The sequence below is a fragment of the Corallococcus exercitus genome (assembly GCF_042231735.1).
Taxonomy (GTDB): Bacteria; Myxococcota; Myxococcia; order Myxococcales; family Myxococcaceae; genus Corallococcus; species Corallococcus exercitus_B.
The window spans coordinates 5,022,789-5,046,217 of the sequence record NZ_CP102577.1 but is presented as its reverse complement, the minus strand read 5'-3'; the positions used below and the strand labels follow the sequence as shown (position 1 = coordinate 5,046,217).

17 protein-coding genes are annotated in these 23,429 nt (G+C 70.9%); 10 read left to right on the top strand and 7 right to left on the bottom strand.

Annotated elements, in window-relative coordinates:
* Window positions 1–1,026 carry a 3-deoxy-7-phosphoheptulonate synthase gene (gene aroF / locus NR792_RS19625; protein WP_375761538.1) on the bottom strand — a complete coding sequence of 342 codons (1,026 nt, stop codon included), beginning with the start codon at window positions 1,024–1,026 and terminating at the stop codon, window positions 1–3.
* Window positions 1,027–1,216: 190 nt separating this feature from the next.
* Between aroF and NR792_RS19620 the strand changes: the two genes are divergently transcribed.
* The 4 genes from NR792_RS19620 to NR792_RS19605 all read left to right on the top strand — a co-directional run bounded on the left by NR792_RS19620 (window position 1,217) and on the right by NR792_RS19605 (window position 6,853).
* Complete coding sequence (locus NR792_RS19620) at window positions 1,217–2,467, top strand: NAD(P)/FAD-dependent oxidoreductase (RefSeq protein ID WP_375761537.1); 1,251 nt, start codon at window positions 1,217–1,219, stop codon at window positions 2,465–2,467.
* A 126-nt stretch (window positions 2,468–2,593) separates the two neighbouring features.
* Window positions 2,594–5,065, top strand: coding sequence for a S8 family serine peptidase (locus NR792_RS19615; protein ID WP_375761536.1), 2,472 nt, complete (start codon window positions 2,594–2,596; stop codon window positions 5,063–5,065).
* Window positions 5,066–5,152: 87 nt separating this feature from the next.
* The gene (locus NR792_RS19610; RefSeq protein WP_375761535.1) at window positions 5,153–5,806 is read left to right on the top strand and encodes a lysostaphin resistance A-like protein; all 654 of its coding nucleotides are present in this window, start codon (window positions 5,153–5,155) and stop codon (window positions 5,804–5,806) included.
* Between the two features lie 24 nt (window positions 5,807–5,830).
* Complete coding sequence (locus NR792_RS19605) at window positions 5,831–6,853, top strand: 2-dehydropantoate 2-reductase (RefSeq protein WP_375761534.1); 1,023 nt, start codon at window positions 5,831–5,833, stop codon at window positions 6,851–6,853.
* Between the two features lie 357 nt (window positions 6,854–7,210).
* On the opposite strand, the gene htpG is transcribed toward NR792_RS19605, so the two are convergent.
* Window positions 7,211–9,208, bottom strand: a complete 1,998-nt coding sequence (htpG, locus tag NR792_RS19600; protein WP_375761533.1) for a molecular chaperone HtpG — start codon at window positions 9,206–9,208, stop codon at window positions 7,211–7,213.
* Window positions 9,209–9,340: 132 nt separating this feature from the next.
* Between htpG and NR792_RS19595 the strand changes: the two genes are divergently transcribed.
* The 4 genes from NR792_RS19595 to NR792_RS19580 all read left to right on the top strand — a co-directional run bounded on the left by NR792_RS19595 (window position 9,341) and on the right by NR792_RS19580 (window position 13,507).
* Entirely contained in the window at window positions 9,341–11,059 is a 1,719-nt protein-coding gene (locus NR792_RS19595) for a hypothetical protein (RefSeq protein WP_375761532.1), read from the top strand.
* Window positions 11,060–11,135: 76 nt separating this feature from the next.
* Window positions 11,136–11,861 carry a fatty acid desaturase gene (locus tag NR792_RS19590; protein ID WP_375761531.1) on the top strand — a complete coding sequence of 242 codons (726 nt, stop codon included), beginning with the start codon at window positions 11,136–11,138 and terminating at the stop codon, window positions 11,859–11,861.
* A 34-nt stretch (window positions 11,862–11,895) separates the two neighbouring features.
* Window positions 11,896–12,885, top strand: a complete 990-nt coding sequence (gene msrP, locus NR792_RS19585; RefSeq protein WP_375761530.1) for a protein-methionine-sulfoxide reductase catalytic subunit MsrP — start codon at window positions 11,896–11,898, stop codon at window positions 12,883–12,885.
* 4 nt (window positions 12,886–12,889) lie between these two features.
* Window positions 12,890–13,507: a sulfite oxidase heme-binding subunit YedZ gene (locus tag NR792_RS19580; protein ID WP_375761529.1), complete on the top strand. Its 618-nt coding sequence runs from the start codon at window positions 12,890–12,892 to the stop codon at window positions 13,505–13,507.
* Window positions 13,508–13,517: 10 nt separating this feature from the next.
* On the opposite strand, the gene NR792_RS19575 is transcribed toward NR792_RS19580, so the two are convergent.
* The 4 genes from NR792_RS19575 to NR792_RS19560 form a co-directional block, all read right to left on the bottom strand.
* Entirely contained in the window at window positions 13,518–14,000 is a 483-nt protein-coding gene (locus tag NR792_RS19575; RefSeq protein WP_375761528.1) for a response regulator, read from the bottom strand.
* Between the two features lie 124 nt (window positions 14,001–14,124).
* Window positions 14,125–15,291, bottom strand: coding sequence for a hypothetical protein (locus NR792_RS19570; protein ID WP_375761527.1), 1,167 nt, complete (start codon window positions 15,289–15,291; stop codon window positions 14,125–14,127).
* Complete coding sequence (locus tag NR792_RS19565; protein WP_375761526.1) at window positions 15,288–17,852, bottom strand: TonB-dependent receptor domain-containing protein; 2,565 nt, start codon at window positions 17,850–17,852, stop codon at window positions 15,288–15,290. The genes NR792_RS19570 and NR792_RS19565 overlap by 4 nt, the downstream gene beginning before the upstream one ends.
* Window positions 17,849–19,480, bottom strand: coding sequence for a serine/threonine-protein kinase (locus NR792_RS19560; RefSeq protein WP_375761525.1), 1,632 nt, complete (start codon window positions 19,478–19,480; stop codon window positions 17,849–17,851). Before NR792_RS19560 ends, NR792_RS19565 begins: the two co-directional genes overlap by 4 nt.
* A gap of 288 nt (window positions 19,481–19,768) precedes the next feature.
* Between NR792_RS19560 and NR792_RS19555 the strand changes: the two genes are divergently transcribed.
* Both NR792_RS19555 and NR792_RS19550 read left to right on the top strand, forming a co-directional pair.
* Window positions 19,769–20,638, top strand: a complete 870-nt coding sequence (locus tag NR792_RS19555; RefSeq protein ID WP_375761524.1) for a cobalamin-binding protein — start codon at window positions 19,769–19,771, stop codon at window positions 20,636–20,638.
* 42 nt (window positions 20,639–20,680) lie between these two features.
* Window positions 20,681–22,603 (top strand): BamA/TamA family outer membrane protein, encoded by a 1,923-nt coding sequence (locus NR792_RS19550; RefSeq protein ID WP_375761523.1) that lies wholly within the window; start codon window positions 20,681–20,683, stop codon window positions 22,601–22,603.
* A 15-nt stretch (window positions 22,604–22,618) separates the two neighbouring features.
* On the opposite strand, the gene NR792_RS19545 is transcribed toward NR792_RS19550, so the two are convergent.
* Window positions 22,619–23,398, bottom strand: coding sequence for a hypothetical protein (locus NR792_RS19545; RefSeq protein ID WP_375761522.1), 780 nt, complete (start codon window positions 23,396–23,398; stop codon window positions 22,619–22,621).
* Between the last annotated feature and the right edge of the window lie 31 nt (window positions 23,399–23,429).

Sequence of the window (23,429 nt, the reverse complement as noted above, 5' to 3'; positions counted from 1 at the left end):
CTATCCCAACCGGACCATTTCGCGTCCCATCGCGGCGGCGATGGCCCGCACCTCGCCCATGGCCTTCTCGAACTCGGAGAAGTCCAGCGACTGGAAGCCGTCCGACTTCGCGCGCGGCGGATCCGGGTGGACCTCCACGATGAGGCCGTCCGCGCCCGCGGCGACCGCGGCCCGCATCATCGCGGGGACGGCCTTGCGCACGCCGATGCCGTGCGAGGGGTCCACGAACACGGGCAGGTGCGTCAGCGCCTTGAGCATGGGCACCGCGTTCAGGTCCAGCGTGTTGCGCGTCATGTTCTCGAACGTGCGGATACCGCGCTCGCAGAGGATGACCTGGGTGTTGCCGCGCGCGACGATGTACTCGGCCGCCATCAGCAGCTCCTTGATGGTGGCGCTGATGCCGCGCTTGAGCAGCACGGGCTTGCGCGTCTCGCCCACCGCCTCCAGCAGGCTGAAGTTCTGCATGTTGCGCGCGCCCACCTGGAGGATGTCGGTGTGCTCCACGACGGCGGCCAGCGTCGCCGTGTCCTTCACCTCCGTCGTCACCAGGAGGCCCGTCTCCTTGCGCGCCTCCGCCAGCAGCGCCAGGCCGTCGCCCTTGAGGCCCTGGAACTCATAGGGGCTGGTGCGCGGCTTGAACGCGCCGCCGCGCAGCATGGTGGCGCCCGCGTTCTTCACCGCCTGGGCGGTGGAGATGATCTGCTCGCGCGACTCCACGGAGCAGGGGCCCGCGATGACGTGGATGGCCGCGCCACCGAGCGTGAGGTCTCCCACGCGCACCTGGCTGTCCTCCTGCTTCACCTCGCGGCTGACCAGCTTGAACGGCTGGGAGATGGGGATGGCGTCCGCGACGCCCGGGAGCACGCGGAAGGGCTCCGGCTCCACCGCGCCCGGGTTGCCCGTGATGCCGATGGCGGTGCGGGAGCCCCCTGGAATCGCGTGCGGATGCCAGCCACGGCGGCGGATCTCATCGTTCACTCGCTCGATGTCCTGGGCCGTCGCGTCTGGGCGCATCACGATCAACATGGGGGACTCCTGTTCTTTCTTTTCTCCAAAGGACACGCCGGCGGATGCCAACGTGTTGTGCCTGGGGCATCTGGCACACGGGAAACGTTTGCCGTAACTGTCGGATGCCCGCAACCGAACCAGAGTCTTGCTTGCACGTCTTGGCGTTATCAAGCCAGGGTCCGCACGCTCGCTGGACGGGAGGCGGACCATGGCGAAGCGGCCCGGGGTCATCGTCGTGGGAGGAGGGCTCGCGGGCCTGGCGTGCGCCACCGCGCTCCTTGAAGCCCGGGTGGACGCACACGTGCTGGAAGCAGGGGACTCACCAGGCGGAAGGGTGCGCACCGACTCGCACGAAGGGTTCCTGCTGGACCGGGGCTTCCAGGTGTACCTCACGGCCTACCCCGAGGGGCAGCGCGTGCTGGACCTCAAGGCCCTGTCGCTCCAGCGCTTCATCCCGGGCGCGAAGGTGTGGCGGGGTGGGCGGCTGCACACGCTGGTAGACCCGTTGCGGCAGCCCGTCACGGCGGTGTCACACCTGTTCGACGCGCCAGGAGGCCTGGCGGACAAGCTGCGCGTGCTGGAGCTGCGGCAGCTCGCCACGTCCGGCGAGCTGGGGGACCTGTGGCAGCGGCCCCAGCAGGAGTCGCGGCACCTGCTGGGTGACCTGGGCTTCTCCGAGGAGATGCTCGAGGCGTTCTTCACGCCCTTCTTCGGCGGCATCTTCCTGGAGCGCGGGCTGACCACGTCCAGCCGGATGCTGGAGTTCGTGTTCCGGATGTTCGCGAAGGGCCACGCGGCCGTTCCGGCGAACGGGATGGGGGCCATCCCCGGACAGCTGGCGGCGAGGCTGCCGTCGGCCGCGCTGCGGATGCGCGTGCGCGTGGAGGAGGTGTGGGGCCACCGCGTGCGCCTGCCGGGCGGGGAGATGCTGCACGCGGACGCCGTCGTGGTGGCGACGGACCCCACCACCGCGGCGTCGCTGCTCGTGGGGATGCCGGCGCCGCGGATGAACCGCGTGACGTGCCTGTACTTCGCCGCGCCGGAGCCGCCGGTGGAGGGGCCCTGGCTCACGCTCAACGGCGAGGGGCGCGGGCCGGTGAACAACGTGGCGGTGATGAGCGAGGTGTCCGCCGCGTACGCGCCCCAGGGCCAGGCGCTGGTGTCCGTGTCGGTGGTGGACGACGCGGGCGGCGCGGATTCATTGGAGGCGCGCGTGCGCGCGCAGCTCACGGAGTGGTTCGGCGCGGCGGTGTCCGCGTGGCGGCACCTGCGCACGTACGTCATCCCGGAGGCCCTGCCCGCGCAGCCTCCGTCCGCGCTGGTGGAGCCGCACCGGCCCGTGCGGCTGGCCGCGGGGCTCTACGTGTGCGGAGACCACCGCGAGAACGCGTCCATCGACGGGGCGCTCGCGTCGGGGCGCCGCGCGGCGGAAGCGGTGCTGCGCGACCTGGGGCGTTGAGGCGTCCGTGCCCCGGGAGGATTGCCTTTCAGGAAGGGCAGCCAGACAGGCGATTGGCGGCTGGACGCATTGCCCGCAGCGGACCTAGGGTCGGACGCGCACACTCGTTCTCCAAGGAATCCGTTCATGCTCCGCCGCCTTGCCCTCCTGGGGTTGCTCGGTCTCGTGGCCTGTCCCGGCGACAACAGCAACGACGATGACGACGACGACATCACCTCCACCAAGGGGACCGTCTCGGGCACCCTGCAGCCGTTCCAGGCCGGCTCCGCCGCCGCGAACGCCGGGTCGTCGCTGGATGCGTTCTTCTCCCTGCCGGGCGCGAAGAACCTGTCCCAGAAGGTCTCCAGCGCCCTGGCGGCGCGGGGCGTGTGGCGCACGGGCATCCCGTCCAAGCCGCTGACGCGCGAGGCGTCGCTGCTGCCCGGGGAGATCATCCTCCGCTTCGACACGCCGGGCCTGTCCGCGGAGGAGGCCGTCGCGCAGGCGCGCATCGCGGGCTATCACGTCGTGCACCAGGCCTTCCTGAGCGACACGCAGCACCTGCTGCGCTACGAGGTCAGCCAGCCCCAGGCGATGTCCGGCGGCACGCCCAGGGTGCGCGCCCTCACCCAGGCCGAGCACGTGCGCGTGCTCCATCAGGTGCAGGCCGTGCAGGGCGTCCAGAACGCGGAGAGCAACCTGCGGGTGCGCGCGCTAACGGTGCCCAATGATCCGCTCTACTCGCGGCAGTGGCACTACAAGAACATGAACCTGCCGGCGGCCTGGGACCTGGGCACGGGCAGTGCGTCCATCGTCGTGGCGGTGGTGGACACCGGCATCGCGTCGCATCCGGACCTGAACTCGCGCGTGCTGACCGGCATGGACCTCATCTCCAGCGTCAGCAACGCGGGCGACGGCGACGGCGTGGACAACGACCCGACGGACAACAACCAGGACCTGCCCAACGGCGGCTCGTCGTACCACGGCACGCACGTGGCCGGCACCATTGGCGCGTCCTCTGACAACGGCCTGGGCGGAGCGGGCGTCACCTGGGCCGGGCGGAACATCCTGCCGGTGCGCGTGCTGGGCGCGCAGGGCGGCTCAGTGGCGGACATCATCGCGGGCATCACCTGGGCCAGCGGCGGCAACGTCCCGGGCGTGCGGACGAACACCACGCCCGCGCGGGTCATCAACATGAGCCTGGGCGGCAATAGCTCTCCGTCGCAGGAGGTGCAGGCCGCCATCAACGCGGCAGTGGAGCGCAGGGCCATCCTGGTGGTGGCCGCGGGCAACGAGAACGAAAACACGTCCGGAACCTTCCCCTGCAACCAGCAGAACGTCATCTGCGTGGGCGCGGTGCGCTTCAACGGCAAGCGCGCCGGCTACTCCAACTACGGCGCGCAGGTGGACGTCATGGCCGCCGGTGGCCAGACGAGCGAGGACCGCAACGGCGACGGTCTCCCGGACGGCGTGCTGTCCACGCTGCCCAACAGCAGCAACCAGTCCGCCTATGAGTGGTACCAGGGCACCAGCATGGCCACCCCGCACGTGGCGGGCATCGTCGCGCTGATGCTGGCGCAGGACCCTGACCTGACGGCGGCGGACGTGGAGGGCATCCTGAAGGACACCGCGGACACGACCAGCCAGTGCTCCGAGGGCTGCGGCGCGGGCCTGGTGGACGCGTACGCCGCGGTGCTGCGCGCCAAGGGCGGTGGGGACCCGACGCTGCCCCCGAAGCTGGCCATCAGCACCACGCAGCTGTCCTTCAGCGGCACGGCGTCGCAGGCGCTGACGGTGCGCAACAACGGCGGTGGCACGCTGCAGGTGAGCGTGGCCGTCTCCGGCGCCAACGCCTCCGCGGTGTCCGTCTCCAGCACGTCGCTGTCCATCCCCGCGTACAAGTCCGGGTCGCTGAACGTGAGCGTCACCCCGGGCTCGCTGCCGGTGGGCAGCTACGTGGCGCAGCTGGACCTCACCGGCGCGTCCGGCGCGGGCAACGCGCAGGTGCTGGTGAAGTTCCGCGTGGGCGCCACGGATGAGAAGGACGCGTACATCGCGTTCGCGTACCTGGACGCCGCGGGCGAGGTGCAGATCGACGACGACGGCATCGCCCCGGTGAGCGCGTCCGGCGGGTACGACTACAGCTTGAAGATGACCCCCCGGGACTACCTGGTGCTGGCGTCCATCGACGACACCGGCGAGGGCAACTACTTCGACGACGGCGACCGCGTGGGCTTCTGGCGTGACACCACCCAGGTGGAGACGGTGACGGTCTCCAGGGGCAAGACGACCAGTGGCATCAGCTTCACGCTGGTGCCCTACCAGTCGGACGACGACCACACGCCGACGACGACCATCGGCGGGGCCTGCACGACCAGCAGCGCGTGCGGCACCGACGGCCTGTGCCTCACCGGCTCCAGCTTCCCGGGCGGCTACTGCACCCAGGAGTGCGTGACCGACAGCTGCCCGTCGGGTTCGGCCTGCTACAGCAACGACCAGGGCGCCACCGCCTACTGCTTCGTGTCCTGCACGCCGTCCGGGAGCAGCAGCCAGGGGACGTGCCGCACGGGCTACCGGTGCGTCAGCGACGGCGCGGGCAGCGGCGCGTGCCTCCCGTAGTGACGTGACGGTCTGTCTTCCCGCCGGCGGTGCACGCGTGAACGTGCCCGCCGGCGTCCATCGCGCCGGGGTACGCTGCCGCGCGCGATGAACGCTTCTCCCGTGGGACCGCCATTGGCTGGTGACGCGGCCCTGCCTGTCTGGCGAGCCGCGGCTGCTGGCGGCGTGCTGGCCTGGACGGCGCTGGTGCACGTGCATCCGCCGCGCTTCTTCGCCGTCGCCTCCGTCTTCTGCGCCGTCTGGCTCGCGGTGACGTGGCGGGCGATGGGCCCCTGGCGGAGGCCGCCTCCCTCTCTGTCGCTTCCGGATGCCGCATGGGCCGGGGCCCAGGCGGTGGTGTTGTACGCGGGCGCGCGGGCCTTCCTGTGGGCCTTCTGTGGCGGCTTCACGGACGCGCTCTGCGAGCCGCTGCACTCCATCTACGCGACGTTCGGCACGGGGTCCCTGGGGACGGCGCTGGCCCTGGTGCTGCTGCTCACTCCCGCGGAGGAGCTGTTCTGGCGCGGGTGGGTGCAGGGCGCGCTGCGTCCCCGGCTGGGGCGGTGGGGCGCGGTCGCCGGGTCGGCGGTGCTGTCGAGCCTGGTGCTGCTGGGCTTCGGTGAGCCGTTGCTGGCGCTGGCCGCGCTGCCCACGTCGCTCGCCTGGGGCGCGCTGGCCGAGTGGCGCCGGACGCCCCTGGCGTCCTGGGTGAGCCATGCATTGTGGGACGTGCTCATCGTCGTGGTGTGGCCCGCGACGTGAGCGTGCGTGCCACAATGCGCGCCCATGGCTTCGTCTCCTGAGATCTGCGTCTTCGGCGCGGGCAGCATCGGCTGTTACGTGGGTGGGCGGCTCGCCGCGACGGGCACGGCGGTGCGCTTCATCGGCCGCGAGCGGGTGGTGTCGGAGGTGCGCGCGCATGGCCTGCACCTGACGGACTGGCAGGGCGCGGACTTGAAGGTGCCGGTGGCGGACGTGCGCATCGACACGGAGCCGGAGGCGCTGGCCACGGCGGACCTGGTGCTCGTGACGGTGAAGTCCGCGGCGACGGAGGACGCGGGACGGACGCTCGCGTCGCGGCTCAAGCCCGGAGCCGTGGTCATCAGCTTCCAGAACGGGCTGCACAACGCGCAGGTGCTGCGCGGACTGCTGCCCGGCCGCACGGTGCTCACGGGGATGGTGCCCTTCAACGTCGCGGCGCAGGGGCAGGGGCACTTCCACGCGGGTTCGGAGGGCACGCTGGAGGTGGAGCGGCACGCGGTGCTCGCGCCGTTCGTGGAGGCCTTCAGTCGCGCGGGGCTGCCGCTGAAGCAGCACGCGGACATCGTCGCGGTGCAGTGGGCGAAGCTCCTGTTCAACCTGAACAACTCGCTCAACGCGCTGGCGGACCTGCCGCTGAAGGAGGAGCTGTCGCAGCGCGCGTGGCGGCGGTGCCTGGCGCTCGCGCAAGGTGAGGCGCTGGCGGTGCTGGGACGTGCCGGGGTGAAGCCCGCGAAGCTGACGCCGCTGCCGCCGGGATGGATTCCCTTGCTGCTGGGGGCACCGGACGCGGTGTTCGGCGTGCTGGCGAAGAAGATGCTGGCCATCGACCCCAAGGCGCGTTCGTCCATGTGGGACGACCTGCGTGCGGGCCGCAAGACGGAGGTGGACTACCTCAACGGCGAGGTCATCCGTCTGGGACAGCAACACGGCGTGTCCACGCCGGTGAACTCACGGCTCGTGGAGCTCATCCGCGAGGCGGAAGAGGGGAACCGCCGCGCGTGGACCGGCGAGGCGTTGCTCGCGGACCTGGAAAACGCGAAGGGGTAGCAAGCGCGTACGGGGTGGGGGCTCGAGGCCCATGGCGCCCATGCGGTCCACCTCCCGCCCGAGGGAGTCCCAACCTGTCCGACTGTCGGACAGGTTTCCACGGCTCGAATGGCGCGGGAGCCCTTCATCCACGGCGGGTGACGAGGCCGGTCCGATTGGGAACGTCCGACGCGGGGCGTCAGCGCACCGGGCCGCCGCGGCGCTCCCAACCTGTCCGACAGTCGGACAGGTTCGTGAGGCGGGCCCCGGACGGGAGGAGCCCCCGGGGGCGCGCTCGTTTGAATCCCGTGGACGAAGTTCAGGCCCGATGGCCTGGCGTGGCGGGTTCCTTGCTCCCGCCACGCAGGGGTCCTTCACTCAGCTGGACTGCGTCTGCGTCTGCGCCGTCGTGCTGGCAGCGGCCGGCGGCACCTGGGCGGCGACCGGAGCGCCATTGCCCGTGGACGTCCCCGCGTTCGCGGCCACCTGCGTGAGCAGCGCCGTCATGCGGCGGGCGAAGCGGTTCGGGTCGCTCAGCGGGCTGCCTTCCGTGAGCAGGGCCTGGTCGTGGAGCAGCTCGATCCACTCGCCCACCTGCGGCGCGGCCGGGTCGCGCGCGATGAGGCCGCGCAGGTGCTCGATGACGGGGTGCTTGGGGTTGACCTCCAGGATGCGCTTGATGCGCGGCATCCCCTTGCCGCGCTCCTTGAGCAGGCGCTCCAGGTAGGCCGGCGTGCCGCCCTCCGACACCACCAGGCACACCGGCGAGTCCGTGAGCCGGTCCGACACGCGCACCTCGCGCACGTCCTCCTTCAGCACGTCCTTCATCTTGTCCGTCAGGCCCTTGAGCCCTTCGGACTGCTGCTCCTTCGCCTTCTTCTCCTCCTCCGTGGACTGGAGCTTCAGGTCCGCGTTGAGCGCGGAGACCAGCGGCTTGCCCTGGAACTCGCGCAGGCCCTGCGCGGCCCACTCGTCCACCGGGTCCGTCATGAAGAGCACCTCGTAGCCGCGCTGCTTCAGCGCCTCCAGGTGCGGGCTGTCCGCCACCGCCTTCCGGCTCTCGCCGTAGACGTAATAGATGGCCTCCTGGCCCTCCTTCATCCGGCCCACGTAGTCCGCCAGGGACGTGAGCCCCTCTTCACGCGAGGACTCGTAGCGCACCAGCGCGCCCAGCTTCTCGCGGTACTCCGTCTCCAGCGTCAGGCCTTCCTTCACCACCGTGCCGAAGGACTCCCAGAACGTGCGGTAGTCGTCCGGCTTGTCCTTGGCCAGCTTCTCCAGCAGGTCCAGCGACTTCTTCACCACGTGCTTGCGGATGGCGCGCACCACCGCCGAGTCCTGCAACATCTCACGCGACACGTTGAGCGGCAGGTCGTCCGAGTCGATGACGCCGCGCACGAAGCGCAGCCACTGCGGCACCAGGTCCTCGCAGCGGTCCATGATGAACACGCGCTTGACGAACAGCCGCACGCCGCGCTGCTGCTGCGAGTTCAAGTCGAACGGCGGGTGCTTGGGCACGAAGAGCAGGCCGGTGAACTGCTGCGTGCCGTCCGCCTTGAAGTGCGTCCACGCCAGCGGCTTGTCGAAGTCGTGCGTCAGGTGCTTGTAGAACTCCTGGTACTGCTCGTCCGTGATTTCGCTCTTCGCGCGCTGCCAGAGGGCGCTCGCCTTGTTCACCACCTCCAGCGCGGTCTCCGTGGCCTGCGTGTCCCCGCTGCCCACGTGCTTCGTCACCTGGAGCTTGATGGGGTGGCCCACGTAGTCCGAGTACTGGGTGATGAGCTGCTTCAGCTTCCACTCGTCCAGGAACTCCTTCTGGTCCGCCTTCAGGTGCAGCGTGATGGCGGTGCCGCGCGCGGCTCTCTCCGCCGGCTCCACCGTGAAGGTGCCGTGCGCCTCCGACGCCCACTTCCACGCGGACGTCTCACCCGCGGCGCGGCTCACCACCTCCACCCGGTCCGCCACCAGGTACGCGCTGTAGAAGCCCACGCCGAACTGGCCGATGAGCTGCATGTCCTTCTGGCCCTTCTGCGCCAGCGCCTGGAGGAACTCGCGCGAACCCGAGTGCGCGATGGTGCCCAGGTTCTTCACCAGCTCGTCGTGCGTCATGCCGATGCCGGTGTCCTCGATGGTGAGGGTGCCCTTGTCGGCGTCGGGGACGATGCGCAGCTCCAGCGCGGGCTCGTCCTTGAGCAGCTCCGGCTCCGTGATGGACCGGAAGCGCAGCTTGTCCAGCGCGTCAGAGGCGTTGGACACCAGCTCGCGGAGGAAGATCTCCTGGTGGCTGTAGAGCGAGTTGATGACCAGGCTCAGCAGCTGCTGGATCTCCGCCTGGAATGAATGGGTTTCCCGCTGGGGGTGGGTCTCTGTGGACATGAAGGCCTCCGGGCGCTGACGGAGCGCGCCAATGCCCTTCCCCATAACCATGCCCGCCGGCTTGTCGAGAAGAGAGAATCCACCCCCACCCGTTGCTGGGAGGCCGGGGCGGGTTGGGGTAGGGAAGGGGGCATGCCCAAGTCCAGAACCCTCCTGCCCCTGCTCGGGGCGCTGCTCCTGTCGGGCGCCGCGCCCGCCCAGGAGGCCCCCGCCCGCCTGCCCGACGCCCCGGAGCTGAAGCGGATGACCGCGCGCTTCGCCCCCGTGGACGTCAAGGTGGACGTGTCCAAGCTGCCGGACGCGGAGAAGCGCGCCCTGGCCAAGGTGCTCCAGGCCGCGAAAATCATGGACCCCCTCTTCCTGCGCCAGGCCTGGGCGGGCAACGAGACCCTGCTCCTGGACCTGGTGAAGGACACCTCGCCCCTGGGCAAGGAGCGGCTGCACGCGTTCCTCCTCAACAAGGGCCCCTGGTCCCGCCTGGACGAGGCGAAGCCGTTCCTCCCCGGCGTGCCGGCCAAGCCGGACGAGGGCAACTTCTATCCCGCCGGCGCCACCAAGGCGGAGGTGGAGACGTGGGTGAAGGGCCTGCCGGAGGCGCAGCAGCACGCGGCCACGGGCTTCTTCACCACGCTGCGCAAGGGCCCGGACGGCAAGTTCGTGAGCGTGCCCTACAGCGTGGAGTACCAGGGCGAGCTGGGCCAGGCCGCGCAGCTCTTGCGTGAGGCGGCGGCGCTCACCCAGCAGCCCACGCTGAAGCGCTTCCTGGAGACGCGCGCGGCGGCGTTCCTGTCCAATGACTACTACGCCAGCGAGGTCGCGTGGATGGAGCTGGACGCGAGCGTGGAGCCCACCATCGGGCCCTACGAGGTCTACGAGGACGGCTGGTTCAACTACAAGGCCGCCTTCGAGGCCTTCATCGGCGTGCGCGACGACGCGGAGACGCAGAAGCTGGCGAAGTTCAGCGCGGAGCTCCAGGAACTGGAGAACAACCTCCCCATCGAGCCCGGCCTACGCAACCCGAAGCTGGGCGCGCTCGCTCCCATCCGCGTCATCAACAGCCTGTACTCGTCCGGTGACGGCAACCGGGGCGTGCAGACGGCGGCCTTCAACCTGCCCAACGACGAGCGCGTGGCGGCGGAGAAGGGCACCAAGCGCGTGATGCTGAAGAACATCCAGGAGGCGAAGTTCCAGCGCGTGCTCCTGCCCATCGCGAAGGTGGCGCTGCCCGCGAAGGACCGCAAGGACGTGTCCTTCGACGCCTTCTTCACGCACATCCTCATGCACGAGCTGATGCACGGCCTGGGGCCCCACAACGTCACCGTGGCCGGGAAGCAGACGACGGTGCGGCAGGCGCTGCAGGCGTCCTCCAGCGCCATTGAGGAGGCCAAGGCGGACATCTCCGGCCTGTGGGCGCTCCAGCGGCTGGTGGACAAGGGCACGCTGGACAAGGACCTGCAGCGGACCATGTACACGACGTTCCTCGCGTCCGCGTTCCGCTCCATCCGCTTCGGCATCGACGAGGCGCACGGCAAGGGCATCGCGCTGCAGCTCAACCACTTCCTGGACACCGGCGCGGTGAAGGTGAACTCGGACGGCACCTTCGAAGTGGTGCCGGACAAGATGCAGGCGTCCATCACGTCGCTGACGAACCAGCTCATGACCCTCCAGGCCAAGGGCGACCGCACCGCCGCGGAGGCGCTGCTCGCGAAGCAGGGCGTGGTGCGCCCTCCCGTGCAGAAGGTGCTGGAGCGGCTGAAGAACGTGCCGGTGGACATCGAGCCGCGCTACGTCACCGCCGACTCGCTGGTGAAGGACTTCGGCGCCCCGGCCGCCGCGCCCGCGACGAAGTAGCGTCCCGGCCACGCCCCGTCCCGCCCGCGCGCTTTTCTTCGTGCGCGGGGGACGGGGCATGGCCAGTAAGGGAGCCATGGCGTCCGAGTCCCCAGCCCGTCCCGTGCCCCCCGACCCGTGGGGCGTCGTGCTCGCGCTCGCGGTGGTGGGCGCGTGGGGCGGGCACCTGGCGTGGATGCTTGCGGGCCCGGACCTGCCGTGGGCCTCACCGCTCCCCTGGCTGCACGTCCTCTTGCAGATGTGGCTGTCCACCGGCCTCTTCATCACCGGCCATGACGCCATGCACGGCACCGTGTCCCTGCACCGCCGGGTGAACGGGGCGGTGGGCACGCTGGCCTGCTTCCTCTTCGCGGGGCTGTCCTACCGCCGGCTGGTGGTGAACCACCGCGCGCACCACGCGGACCCCACCGGCGAGCACGACCCGGACTTCGCGGCCCGGGGCCTGTCCTTCTGGCCGTGGTTCGGGGCCTTCATGGCGCGCTACACGACGTGGCCCCAGATCGCCGTGATGGCGCTGAAGTTCAACCTGCTGCTCTGGCTGGGCGTGTCCCAGGCGCGCATCCTGGCCTTCTGGGTGCTGCCGTCGGTGCTGGCCACCGTGCAGCTGTTCTACTTCGGCACGTACCTGCCGCACCGGCGTCCGGACACGGAAGCCATGGCGCCGCACCACGCGCGCACCCTGCCGCGCAACCACCTGTGGGCCCTGCTGTCGTGCTTCTTCTTCGGCTACCACTGGGAGCACCATCAGTCCCCCGGGACGCCCTGGTGGCGGCTGTGGCGGGTGAAGGACGCCCGGCGGTAACCGGAAAAAGCCCTGGGGCGTTATAGAGGGAGTCATGCGCGACAAGCTCCCTCCCGAGCCCCCCGGCTCCGAAGTGACGCCCGAGAAGCTCTACCTGCGCCGCCGCGAGTTCATCAAGAACGCGGGCCTGTTCGCGGGCACCGCCGCCGTGGTGGGCGGCGGGCTGTACCTGCTGGGCATGAAGCGCACCCGGCCCATGGACGGCTTCGTGCCGGACGCGGGCACGGTGGAGCAGCCGGTGGCCCCCGCCCAGGGCGTCTTCGTCACGGACGAGCCGCGCACGCCCTACGAGGACATCACCACCTACAACAACTTCTACGAGTTCGGCCTGGACAAGAACGACCCGGCCCGCCGCGCCCACACGCTGAAGACGCGGCCGTGGACCGTCGTCATCGACGGGGAGGTGCACAAGCCGTGGACGGTGGACGTGGATCAGCTCATCTCCGCCTTCCCGCTGGAGGAGCGCGTCTACCGGATGCGCTGCGTGGAGGCCTGGTCCATGGTGATTCCGTGGCTGGGCCTGCCCCTGGGCAAGCTGCTGGACCGCGTGCAGCCCACGTCCTTCGCCCGCTACGTGGCCTTCACCACGCTGGAGGACCCGGAGCAGATGCCCGGCCAGAAGAGCCCGGTGCTGGACTGGCCCTACGTGGAAGGCCTGCGGCTGGATGAGGCCCAGCACCCGCTGACGCTGCTGGCCACGGGCCTGTACGGCAAGCAGCTGCCGCCGCAGAACGGCGCCCCGCTGCGGCTGGTGGTGCCGTGGAAGTACGGCTTCAAGGGCATCAAGTCCATCGTCCGCATCACGCTCACGCGCGAGCAGCCGCCCACGACGTGGAGCATCGCCAACAAGCGCGAGTACGGCTTCTACGCCAACGTGAACCCGGCGGTGGACCACCCGCGCTGGAGCCAGGCGTCGGAGCGCCGCATCGGCGAAGGCTCGCGCCGGCCCACGCTGCCCTTCAACGGCTACGCGGACGCGGTGGCCGGCCTCTACCGCGGCATGGACCTGAAGCGGGACTTCTAAAACCATGGCCTCCTCCAAGCTCCCCTGGCTGAACCCCGCCATCGCCGTCGGAGGCCTGGCGCCGCTCGTGCAGCTCGCGGTGCTGGGGGCCCGGGGCGAGCTGGGGGCCAACGGCATCGAGTTCGCCCTCAACCAGACGGGCCTCTTCGCGCTGGCGGTGCTGATTGCGTCGCTGGCGTGCACGCCGTTGAGGCTGGTGACGGGCTGGACGTGGCCCGCGCGCATCCGCCGCACGCTGGGCCTCTTGGCCTTCACCTACGCGGCGGCGCACTTCCTCACGTACGCCGTGCTGGATCAGGGCCTGGACGTGCGCGCCATGGCGGAGGACGTCTTCACCCGGCCCTTCATCACCGTGGGCTTCACCGCGCTCATGCTGCTGGCGCCGCTGGCCGTCACGTCCACGAACACGTGGGTGCGGCGGCTGGGCTTTCCCGCGTGGCAGCGCCTGCACCGGCTGGCCTACGTGGCCGCGGTGCTGGGCGTGGTGCACTTCGTGTGGCGGGTGAAGAAGGACGTCACGGAGCCGGTGCTCTACGGGGCCGTCCTGGCGCTGCTCTTCGCCGTGCGCGTGGGAGAGGCCGTGCGCAAGCGGCGGGCGCTCGCGCAGCAGCGCCCGGCCTGAGACACGCGCGCTACTTCGTGGCGGCGCGGGGCAGCGGGAGGATGGTGTCCACCAGCGTCATCAGCTGCGCGCAGCTCACCGGCTTGCGCACGAAGGCGCTGATGCCGGCCTTCTGGCCCAGGGCGCGCACCTCCGCCACGTTCGGGTCGCCCGTCATCATCAGGATGGGGACCTTGGACAGCCTGGCGTTGGTGCTGGCGCGGATCTGCCCGGCGAAGTCCGCGCCGTTCATCCCGTCCATGTGGAAGTCGGTGAGGATGAGGTCCACGTGCTCCGCCTCGGCGACCTTGAGGCCCTCCTCGGCGGACTCGGCCTCCAGGAACTCGAAGCTGCGGGCCATGAGGTAGATCTTCAGCAGCGTCCGGATGGAGCGGCTGTCGTCCACCAGCAGCACGCGCTGCGGACCAGTGCTCCCGGCCGGGCGGACCGTGGGCGTGCTCCCCGTGGGGCGGGAGGGCGCGGATTCGGGGGCGGAGAGAGGGCCGGCCTTCATCGGAATCAAAACCTCACGGAGGGGGGACGCCTCCAGCAGCTCCACCCCATGGTCGCGGATGGGCCCTGCGAAGTCAAAGCAACCCAGGGCGCCACGCCGCGATTTCAGGAGGGCGGAACCGACCTCAGCGGACCTCCAGCACGAAGGCCTGGGACTGCACGCCCGGCAGCCCCACGGCCTCGGCGAGCGCCGGGTCCAGCTCGTTGGGCAGCCGCCATGTCTGCCCCGTGGACTGCAGCAGGGTGACGCTGTAGCGGCCCGGGGGCACGGCCGCCAGCGGCGCGGGCGCGGCGGGGTCGCGCACGTCCACCGCCTGCGGACGGATGGCCACCATGAGCTGCGGGACGAAGACGGGCTGCGGGCGGGGCTTGCCCTCCCCGTCAATCAGCGCGGCGAGCAGGGGGTCGGGCACCAGGCCGGCCGCCAGCACCACCGCGTCCGGCTTGCCGTCTTGGTTCGCGTCGGTGTCGTCCACGTAGCCCGTCACGCCGTCCGCCAGCTTGCGCACGATGACGCGCGGCCAGAAGTCCGGCACGCCGTCGGCGTTGGCGTCGTCCGGGACGCCGTCCTTGTTGGCGTCCACGAGCTGCACCCAGAAGCCCGGAGGACGCTGGTCCACCGCGCCGGTGAGCACCTGCGGCGTGAGCGTCAGCAGCTTCGTGGACGTGGCGGGGTTGAACTCGCGCGCGTCCGCGGTCTGGAAGGCCGGCCGGTCGAAGGGCACGGTGGCCGAGTCCGCGAAGGACACGGAGACGCCGGTGAGCGGCTGGGGCCAGCCGTCCGCGTCCGTCGTCACCTCCAGGATGCGCGTGGCGCTGGTGGCCGGGTCCACGGCGCCGCCGCCCACGTCGCCCGCGTTGGGCTCGGAGGTGACGCCGTACCAGGGATTGAAGTCGGACACGTGGCAGGGCTGCGGCACGTTGCGGCAGGTGTCCGCGTCAATGAAGCCGCGCAGCAGGTATCTGCCCGGCTCCACGAGGCTCAGCGAGAACGGCGCGGTGAACGGCCCCGTGGAGCTGTCCCCCAGGGACGCGCCGAACAGCTCCGCGGCGGTGACGACGGTGAAGGCCAGCGGGCGGCCGGAGCCCGCGGGCGGCGGCGGGTTGGCCGCGTCATAGAGGAACACGATGGCGTTGCCGCGCGCGCGCGACTGCACCACGAGGCTGCCCTCGATGCGGGCCGAGCGCGTGTTCTGGCGGCCGTCCGCCGTGGGCACCACGTCCGGGGAATCACAGCCGCCCGACAAGAGCGACGCGAGCGCGAAGGCGAGGAAGGAGAGGGGGCGCTTCATGGGGTCACCGTGAGGTTGGCGAACACGCGCCGCTCGATGCGGTTGCCGAAGGGGTGCTCCGAGTGGCCGCCGCCGAGCTGGCTGCCCTGCAGCGCCACGGAGACGAAGTCCTTCACCACGGTGTAGCCCACGCGGGCGTTGACGACGGTGTACGCGGGGAGGTTGTTGGCGGTCAGGTCCACGCGCGTCGGGTCGGACGCGGAGGGCTCGCGCTCCACCCAGGTGGTGGAGGACGTGAACGCCGCTTCGATGCCGAACTCCAGGTCCGTGCGCGTGCGGTAGGTGACGCCGCCGAAGAGCCGGAACGCCGGCGTCTGGCTGCACGTGCCGCACTGGCCCTCGTCCGGCAGGTCGGAGCTGATGTGCTGGTACGCGGCGCTCGCCTTCACGCCCAGGCCGTCAATGGGGGACACGTTGATGCCCGCCTCGACGCCGCGCGCGGTGTAGATGGCGGCCTCGTTGGTGAACAGCGAGCGGCCCAGGAGGTAGCTGCCGGAGCCGCTGTCGTAGGACTCGCCCGCGGGCAGCGGCTGCACGGGCGACAGGGCGATGAGGTCCTTCACCGTGTTCTGGTAGAGGGCCACGTCCCAGTCCAGGCCCAGGCGCGGGGACTCACCGCGCCAGCCCAATTCCAGCGCGTTGAGGCGCTCCGGGCGCAGCGTCCGGTTGCCGGTGGTCAGCAGGCTCACGCCGTTGACGCCCGGCACGGGCACGGGCAGCCGGGTGTAGCTCTCCAGGAACGTGGGCTCGCGGAAGGCGGTGGCCACGGACGCGCGGAAGGCGTGCCCTTCCATGGGCTGGAACACCGCGGACAGGCGCGGCGACTGCGCGATGCCCGGGTTGCCCTTGTCGAGCAGCGGGTGGCGGTCCACGCGGTAGCTGACGATGAGGCGCAGGGGCTGCACGATGCGCCACTCGTCCTGGACGAAGGCCGCCGCGTGGAACTCCTCGCGCAGGCCGTCCAGGTAGGTGAAGGCCACGCGCTTGAGGCGCCCCTCCACGCCGATGTTCACCTGGTGCTCACCGGCCAATTCGAAGCTGCGCGCGTACAGCGCCTCGCCGTTGAACACGTTGGACTCGACCTGGATGCCCAGCGAGCGCTGCCCGATGGCCTCGTACTGCGGGCCCGCGTCGCCGGACAGGTGGTTCCAGAACGCCTTGAGCTTCACCGCGCCCAGCTCCACGTCGGCCTTGGCGTACGCGCCCAGGCCGTCGATGTAGTAGTTGCGCAGGAGGCCCAGCGGGTAGATCTCCGTGAGGTAGCGGTGCACGCCGCCGGAGACGCCAATCGCGCGCCCCTCCTCGAAGGAGTAGACGGTGGACAGGTTGGCGCGAGCCCCGCGCTGGCCCAGGTCCGGATCCGCCGGGCCCTGGAGCGCGAAGTCCGGGCGGCCGCTCTCGTAGTCACGGCTCCACTTGTCCTCCTGCCGGTAGGCGGCGGACGCGCGGTAGCGCAGGGCGCCGTTCTGGCCGTGGCTGACGAAGGAGCCCTGCACGGTGTTGCCGCCACCCGCCATGGCGCCGAAGCGCGCGCGCCGGCCGGTGCCGGGGGCCTGGGTGATGATGTTGATGACGCCCAGCATCGCGTTGGCGCCGTACAGCGCGCTGCCCGGACCGCGGATGACCTCGATGCGGTCAATCTCCTCCAGGCCGATGGGCAGCCCCGCCCACACCGTGAGGCCGAGGAAGTCCTGGTACTCGGTGCGGCCGTCCACCAGCACCAGCACCTTGTTGGCCAGGCGCTGGTTGAAGCCGCGCAGGCTGACGTTGGCGCTGCCCACGCCCATGGCCATCACGTCCGCGCCGGGCACGCGGCGCAAGAGCTCCGGCAGCGTGGTGGCGCCGGACAGGCGGATGTCCTCCGCGGTGATGACCGTGGTGGCGTTGGGCGCTTCCAGCGAGGACTGGGCGCGGCGGCTCGCCGTCACCACGCGCTCCTCGTAGGGCACCAGACCCTCGTCGCCGGAGGTGTCACCGGACTCGGCGCTGCCGCTGGAGGCGCCGGTGGGGCCGGGCGTGGCCGCGGGCGGCTGCGGCGCCTGGGGCTGGGCGGTGAGCGACTCCGCGCGGTTGACGGCCTTCTCCAGCCGCTCCATGAGCGTGGCCAGCTGCTGCTGGGCCTGGATGCTCGTGGGGGGCGGCGGGGGCATGGGCAGCCCGGTGGTGGAGCCCGTGCCCGACGTGCCGGGTTCGGCGCCGGGGGCGGGGGCCTCCGCCTGGGCCGCCTGTCGCGTGGCCTCCAGGCGCGTCACCTGGGCCTGCACGTTGGCGGCGTCCGGCGGGTTGGTGGCGAGGTAGCGCTTGTAGCGGTCCAGCGCTTCGTCGAACCGGCCCGCGTCCTGGTACGCCCGGGCGATGTTGTAGAGGACGCTGGGGTGCGGCTTGATGTTGTAGGCCTCCTCCAGCTCGGCGATGCCCTCATCGAACTGCTTCTGCTCGATGAGGTTCATGCCATTGCGGAAGTGGCGGCGCGCTTCGAGGCGCGCGTCCGCCAGGGCCTCGGTCGCGCAAAGACACAGCGCGAGGAGCGCTCCACGTCGGAAGGCTGTCGGGGGATTCACTGGTACGGATCGTCCTTGTACGCGGAACCCGGAGCCTTGGCGGGCTTCGGTCCCTGCTTCTTGATGCGGGGCAGCTTGACGGAGACGTTGACGGTGGAGCCCAGCTCGCCCGAGTAGGTCTTGCTCACGCTCTGGTAGCCATCCAGCGCGAACGTCACCTTCACGGTCGCGGTATCCGGGCTGCCCTCGGTCTGGGTGATGACCGTGGGCGTATAGCTGATGACCCGAGGCGTGGTGCCGCGCACCGCGCCGTCGAGCGTGATCTCCGCGCCGGGGGGATCGCTCTCCATGTCCAGGCGGACCGTGCGGGGAACGGCCGGGGGCGGCGGCGCCGGGGCCTCCTCGACGGCGGCGGGCTCGCGAGCGGGCGGCTGTGGCGCGACGGGGGCGCGCGCCACGGGAGCCGTGACGGCCGGCTCCACGGGGGGCGTCTGGGTGCCGCGCAGCACGATGAGGCCCGCGGCGACCAGGCCCAGGAGCAGGGACCCCCCGAACAGGGCGATGCCCAGCCCCTTGTTGGACTTCTTCTGTGGGAGGCCGCCGGCCTCGTCCACGGAGATGTCCAGCGCCATGGTGTTGGGCGCGGGGGTGGGGCCGGAGCCCAGCGCGGAGTGGGCGCCGGAGTGGATGCCGCTGTGCGGACCGCTGTGGGGGCCGGAGCCCACCGCGTTGAGGCCGGTGCGCGTGGCGAAGACGCCGCTGACGCCGGACGCGGAGGCCGCGGTGCGCATGCCCTGGAGCACGGCGTCCATGGACGCGTAGCGGTCCACGGGGCGCTTGGCCAGGCACTTCATCACCAGCGCCTCCACCTCCGCGGGCACGTTGTGGTCCGGCCAGATGGTGTGGAAGGGCGGCGGCGGGTCGTTGATGTGCTTGACGATGACGTCAATGCTCTGCGCCGCCTGGAAGGGCGGCCGGCCCATCAGCACCTGGTAGAGCACCACGCCCAGGCTGTACACGTCGCTGCGCGGATCCGCGATGTTGCGCGCCTGCTCCGGCGCCATGTACTGCGGCGAGCCCAGGATGACGCCCGCCTGCGTGAGGGTGGTGTCCTCCTTCATGGAGGCATCGCCCGAGAAGGACTTCACCAGGCCGAAGTCCAGGACCTTCACCACGTCGTGGTCCGCCTCCTGGTTGAGGATCATCACGTTGGCGGGCTTGAGGTCGCGGTGGATGAGGCCGACCTTGTGCGCCTCGCGCAGCGAGCGGGCCACCTGCTGGCCAATGGCGAGCGCGCGCTCCCACGGCAGCGGGCCTTCCTGGGTGAGCAGCTGCGACAGCGTCAGCCCCTCCAGGTACTCCATGGCGATGTAGTAGATGCCGTCTTCCGTCTTGCCGTAGTCGATGACGGTGACGGTGTTCGGATGGCGCAGCTTCGCGGTGACGCTGGCCTCCAGGAAGAAGCGCTTCTGGAAGCCCGGGTCCTTGCCCTCGCCGCTGTACTGCGGGTTGAGGACCTTGAGCGCCACCAGCCGGTCCAGCGGGGCCTGCATGGCCTTGTAGACGCGGCCCATGCCTCCGGCGCCAAGCGTCTCCAGGATGCGGAAGCGCTCGTTGAGGATCCGCCCGAGCAGGGGATCCGGCACGTCGGCGGGCGCGCCCTTCCGGGGGGCGTCGCTTTCGATCATGTGTTCCCCCAAGGCGTAGAGAAGGACCGCATACGTCGTTTCGGACCCGGCGGAGCCTAGCACCGCCTTGGAAAACCGCCCAAGAGACGTGCCGCTATCATCGCCGCGCCCGGGCCCCGAGTTTCCGGCCCGCGCCGCGCGCTCGCACTCCCGCACTTCCCGTGCTGCCCGTTCCCCCGGGGGCGTCGAAAATCGCGGAAATCAGCGTCCGTTGCCGCACAGTCCCCGGGCACTGGTGCGTCGCGTCATCCGGGATGGAGGAGGCGGGGGCGGGTTAGGGTTTCCCGCATGAATGCCCAGCTGTCCGCGCTGTTGTCGTCGGCGCCGCGCCATCCGCGGCGGGTGGTGTGCCTGACGGAGGAGACGACGGAGGTGCTCTACCGCATCGGGGCGGGGGACCTGGTCGTCGGCGTGTCGGGGTTCACGGTGCGGCCGCCGGAGGCGCGCAAGAAGCCCCGGGTCAGCTCGTTCCTGGACGCGAACTTCGAGCGGATTTTGGAGCTCAAGCCGGACCTGGTGCTGGGCTTCAGCGACCTGCAGGCGGACATCGGCCGGGAGCTCTGCAAGCGCGGGGTGCCGGTGTACCTGTTCAACCAGCGCTCGCTCGCGGAGATATTGCAGGCGGTGCGGCTGACGGGGGCGCTGGTGGGACGGGCAGAACCCGCGGAGGCGCTCGCGCTGGAGCTGGAGAAGAACCTGGAGCGTCACTCGGACGCGGCGCAGTCGCTGCCGAAGCGGCCGCGCATCTTCTTCGAGGAGTGGCACGAGCCGCTCATCTCCGGCATCCGCTGGTGTTCGGAGCTGGTGGAGGTGGTGGGTGGGGTGGACGTGTGCCAGGAGTCGCGCGCGTCGCAGGGCGCGAAGGGCCGCATCTTCGACCCGGAGGAGGTGGCGAGGCGCGACCCGGAGGGCGTCATCGCGAGCTGGTGCGGGCGCAAGGCGAAGCGCGAGAAGATCGCCTCCCGGCCGGGCTGGGCGGGCGTGCGGGCCGTGCTGGATGATCAGCTCTACGAAGTGAGGAGCTCCTACATCCTCCAGCCGGGGCCGGCGGCGCTGTCCGACGGGGTGGAGCAGCTGGCCCGCATCGTGGCGGCCATCGCGAAGGGGGAGAAGCTGCCCATGGCCCGGCCGGGGGACCTGCGCACCGCGCTGACGTGAGCGGAGGCTGGCGGCAGGCACGGCGCATGACAGGATGCGCGCGTGCCGCTCTCCCTGTCCGTCCTGCTGGTCACCGTGCTCGCCGCGACAGGCGGACAGACCGCGCCTGAAGGTTCGGGCAAGCCCCAGGACGTCGCGCCGTCGGATGCGCCGGTGCGGTCGCCGGACGTTGAACCCTCGGGCGTGTCGAACACGGAGGTCGCCGCGCCGCCGCGCGCGGAGCAGGTCCCGGTGGGGCCGGAGGGCACGCAGGTGCCCGCGCTCTCCAAGGACGAAGCGAGCACGAAGAACTACGAGGAAGCGCTCATCGCCTGGGGCCTGGGCGAGGTCGAGCGCCAGGTGGAGCCCGCGCCCCAGGGCAAGGTGCTGGAGGAGGTGCTCGTCACCGCGGAGGAGGTGGTCGCGCCGATGGATCCGTATCCATCGCTGCTCAACATCTTCCACGTCCGCACCCGCGACGAAATCGTCCGCCAGGAGGTGCTCATCGCTCCGGGGCAGCCGTACTCGGAGGCGCTCGTCGCGGAGTCGGTGCGCAACCTGCGCAAGCTGGGCCTGTTCTCCGTCGTGCGCGCGGTGCCGGTGAAGGGGAGCGCGCCGGACAAGGTCGCGCTGCTGCTGGTGACGAAGGACCTGTGGTCGCTGCGGCTCAACAACGAGTTCTCCGCCGTGGGCTCGCTGCTGCTCTACCTGCGCCTCCAGGGCACGGAGCAGAACTTCCTGGGGCGCGGCAAGAAGGTGGCGCTGGACTTCATCATGCGCCTGGACACGTTCAGCTTCGGCCAGAGCTACACGGACCGGCGCGTGCTGGGCAGCCGGTGGTCGCTGACGGAGTCCGCCGCGGTGTTGATCAACCGCGACACGGGCCGCGCGGAGGGCTCGCGCGGAAGCCTCGTCGTCAGCCGGCCGCTGTATTCGCTGGCCACGCCGTGGAGCCTGAGCACGTCCGTGGCGTGGAACGTGGAGACCGCGCGGCAGTTCCGGGGCGCGGACATCTGGCAGCTTCCGTTCCCGGACGGCGACCCCGTGCCGTACGTCTACAACACGCGCGAGGTGGCCGCGGGCGCCACGTACACGCGCTCCTACGGCCAGCGCTACAAGTGGAACGTGGGCATGGGCGCGGGTGCCTACCACTACGCCTACGCCGCGCCTCTGGCCTCACAGTTGAGTGACGCGCAGGCGGACTGGTTCCGCCGCAACTACCTGCCGCGCGCGGAGGACGCGGGGTACGCGAACTTCTCCCTGAGCGCCTTCGAGGCCCGCTACGACGTCCTGCGCAACGTGGACTCGTACACGCTGTCGGAGGACTTCCAGCTGGGGCACTCGGTGCTGGCCACGCTGCGCTACGCGCCGCCGGTGTTCCCGTCCGCGGCGCACTTCGCGGAAGGGGGCCTGTCCCTGCGCTACCGCGTGCACTGGGGGGACGCGCTCACCACCGCGTCCGCCGCCGCGTCCATCCGCCAGCAGTTCAGCGCCCAGACGCCCGGCGCGAAGGAGGGCTGGACGAACCGCCGCTGGGCCGCGGAGCTGGTGCAGGTGTCGCCGCGCGTGCTCGGAGGGCGCTTCGTGGCGCGAGGCCTGCTGGACGTGAACATCGACGACCTGTCCGAGCGCGTGAGCCTGCTGGGCGGCAGCAACGGCCTGCGGGGCTCGGCGGTGGATGCGTACTCCGGCAAGCGGCTGCTCTTGGTGAACCTGGAGTACCGCACCGCGCCGCTCGTCGTGCGCACGGTGCACCTGGGCGGCGTGTTCTTCCTCGACTCCGGCAGCGCCTTCAACAAGCGGCCGGAGATGGTGACCACCGTGGGCGTGGGCCTGCGGCTGCTGTTCCCCCAGTTCAACGTGTTCCCGTTCCGCATCGACTTCGGCTACGTGCTCAACGGCGACCGTCCTCCCGTGGGCAGCCGCCTGTCGCTGAGCAGCGGGCAGGTGACGGACTACCGGCCCACGTTCCTCGACTCGCCCTGACGGCCCGGTGACACCTCAGGGCGGCTCGACGCGCAGCAGCTCGCGGAAGAGGACCTCCGCCACGTCGCGGAACAGCTCCCCGGACGCGAGCAGCCCGCCGCAGTGATGCGGCTCCCGCGCCAGCGTCAGCGCCACGGACTTGCCCAGCACCGCGTCCCAGAACGGCTCCGAGTCGGGCGGCAGGAGGAACTCGCGGATGACGGACTTCGGCCACGGCAGCACGGTGGTGGGGTCCGCGTCGCTCAGGCTGGTGAAGCAGTCCAGGTCCACGTCCAGCAGCACGGCGGACGCGGCCTCGAGCACGTCACGCACCGCGTCCGTGGGGCCGGGGTGCAGGTACGCCTCCGCCGCGCGGTCCACGGTCGTCACCGTCACGAACCGATGCGAGCGGCCCCGGGTGTCCACGTAGGTGTCCCCGGGGAAGGAGCCCCGGGGCCGGGTGCGCGCGATGATCAGCGCGTCGCCCACGAGGTTCGCCTCCATGGCCGCGACGATGTGGTCGTAGTTGCGCACGTCCAGGTGCCACCGCGCGTGCTCGTCCAGCGCGCGCAATCCGGCGGAGCGGTCCGGCATGTCGGCGGGTCGCTCGGGCACGACGATGTCCAGGTGCCGGTCCAGCGTGACGAGCAGGGCAGGGGGCCCCGCATCGCCCAGCGCACAGGCCCAGGCCGGCAGTGCGAGCCGGTGCGGGTCGAACACGTAGGCATCCGTCGGGCCACGGCCTCCGCCCAATCCCAACCGCACCACGCCCGCGAGGCGCAGGTGGCGCAGGGCGTCGTCATCTTTCGAATTCATGCGGGAGGAAATCCCCTCCGGGCTCCGGCGT

Excerpts from the sequence above, each read along its gene's own strand:
- aroF (WP_375761538.1), bottom strand. The coding sequence starts at position 1,026 with ATGTTGATCGTGATGCGCCCAGACGCGACGGCCCAGGACATCGAGCGA.
- NR792_RS19620 (WP_375761537.1), top strand. The coding sequence starts at position 1,217 with ATGGCGAAGCGGCCCGGGGTCATCGTCGTGGGAGGAGGGCTCGCGGGC.
- NR792_RS19615 (WP_375761536.1), top strand. The coding sequence starts at position 2,594 with ATGCTCCGCCGCCTTGCCCTCCTGGGGTTGCTCGGTCTCGTGGCCTGT.
- NR792_RS19610 (WP_375761535.1), top strand. The coding sequence starts at position 5,153 with ATGAACGCTTCTCCCGTGGGACCGCCATTGGCTGGTGACGCGGCCCTG.
- NR792_RS19605 (WP_375761534.1), top strand. The coding sequence starts at position 5,831 with ATGGCTTCGTCTCCTGAGATCTGCGTCTTCGGCGCGGGCAGCATCGGC.
- htpG (WP_375761533.1), bottom strand. The coding sequence starts at position 9,208 with ATGTCCACAGAGACCCACCCCCAGCGGGAAACCCATTCATTCCAGGCG.
- NR792_RS19595 (WP_375761532.1), top strand. The coding sequence starts at position 9,341 with ATGCCCAAGTCCAGAACCCTCCTGCCCCTGCTCGGGGCGCTGCTCCTG.
- NR792_RS19590 (WP_375761531.1), top strand. The coding sequence starts at position 11,136 with ATGGCGTCCGAGTCCCCAGCCCGTCCCGTGCCCCCCGACCCGTGGGGC.
- msrP (WP_375761530.1), top strand. The coding sequence starts at position 11,896 with ATGCGCGACAAGCTCCCTCCCGAGCCCCCCGGCTCCGAAGTGACGCCC.
- NR792_RS19580 (WP_375761529.1), top strand. The coding sequence starts at position 12,890 with ATGGCCTCCTCCAAGCTCCCCTGGCTGAACCCCGCCATCGCCGTCGGA.
- NR792_RS19575 (WP_375761528.1), bottom strand. The coding sequence starts at position 14,000 with ATGAAGGCCGGCCCTCTCTCCGCCCCCGAATCCGCGCCCTCCCGCCCC.
- NR792_RS19570 (WP_375761527.1), bottom strand. The coding sequence starts at position 15,291 with ATGAAGCGCCCCCTCTCCTTCCTCGCCTTCGCGCTCGCGTCGCTCTTG.
- NR792_RS19560 (WP_375761525.1), bottom strand. The coding sequence starts at position 19,480 with ATGATCGAAAGCGACGCCCCCCGGAAGGGCGCGCCCGCCGACGTGCCG.
- NR792_RS19555 (WP_375761524.1), top strand. The coding sequence starts at position 19,769 with ATGAATGCCCAGCTGTCCGCGCTGTTGTCGTCGGCGCCGCGCCATCCG.
- NR792_RS19545 (WP_375761522.1), bottom strand. The coding sequence starts at position 23,398 with ATGAATTCGAAAGATGACGACGCCCTGCGCCACCTGCGCCTCGCGGGC.